This window comes from Isoptericola sp. NPDC060185, assembly GCF_042728595.1.
Lineage (GTDB): Bacteria > Actinomycetota > Actinomycetes > Actinomycetales > Cellulomonadaceae > Isoptericola.
In genome coordinates, this window is sequence record NZ_JBHWYY010000161.1 from 1 (window position 1) to 1,143 (window position 1,143).

Here is a 1,143-nt window from a genome sequence, read left to right on the forward strand (position 1 = left end):
GTTGACACCGTTATCGGGCCGGATTCCGGCCGATAACGGTGTCAACTGCCTGTTCGGCGACCCGGGAGCGGGACGTCAGGCGCGGTGGTCGGCCACCGCCCGGGCGGTGAGGCCGCGGACGAAGCCCGCTCCCCACGCCAGGTGCATCGTCACGACGACGGCGGGCAGCACCACGGCCTCGAGCGCGCCCAGGCGCGGGCGGCGGCCGGTGGCGTGCGCGCACGCGGCGACGACGCCGGCGAGGTACGCCGCCGGGAGGGCCGCGCCGAGGAGCGCCACCGCCGGCAGCGCGGCGAGCGCGCCGCCCGCGACGAGCAGCGCGGACGCGACGAGCCCGAGCACGAGGGCGGGCGGCGCCAGGTAGCGCACGCTCGCCGTGGACGGGTCGCGCCGGATCACCTCGCGGCGCCACATGCCGGTGCGCCAGAACTGCTTGGCCACTGCGCGCAGCGTGCGCCGCGGGCGGTAGGTGACCTGCAGGGCGGGGTCGAACCACAGCAGCCCGCCCGCGCGCCGCAGGCGCAGGCACAGCTCCCAGTCCTCCGCGCGCACCAGCGACGGGTCGTACCCGCCGACGGCCTCGACCGCCGAGCGCCGGAACGCCCCGAGGTACACCGTCTCGGACGGCCCCGCCTCGCCCCCGACGTGGAACGACGCCGCGCCGATCCCGGCCGGGTGGCTCATCGCGCGCGCCGCCGCCCGCTGCACGGTCGACGTCCCGACCGGGTGCATCAGGCCGCCCACGCCCACGGCTCCGGTGTGCTCGAGCGTCGCGACCGCCCGGGTCACGTAGTCGGCCGGCAGCACCGTGTGCCCGTCGACGCGCAGCAGCACCTGGTCGTCGTCGCCCGCATGCCCGGACGCGAGGTTGAGCCCCACGGAGCGGGAGCCGGTCGGGTTGTCCACCACGACGACACGCGGGTCCGCCGCGGCGAGCTCCGCCGCGACCCGCGCCGTTGCGTCGTGGGACGGCCCGACGGCGAGCACCAGCCGCAGCGGGCCGCGGTAGTCCTGGGCGAGGACGGACCCGACGGCCTCGGCCAGGTATGCCTCCTCGTCGCGCACGCACGCGACGACGGCGACGCCGGGCGGCGCCTCCGTCCACCGCAGGGCGGGCGGCGCGGCCGGGTGGTCGTCCACCCC

Annotated in this window: 1 protein-coding gene; it reads right to left on the reverse strand. The window is 78.0% G+C overall.

Annotation, left to right across the window (positions count from 1 at the left end):
• Positions 1 to 75 precede the first annotated feature (75 nt).
• On the reverse strand, positions 76 to 1,143 hold a 1,068-nt coding region (locus tag ACFWDO_RS21440), incomplete at its 5' end, for a glycosyltransferase family 2 protein (RefSeq protein WP_380347209.1).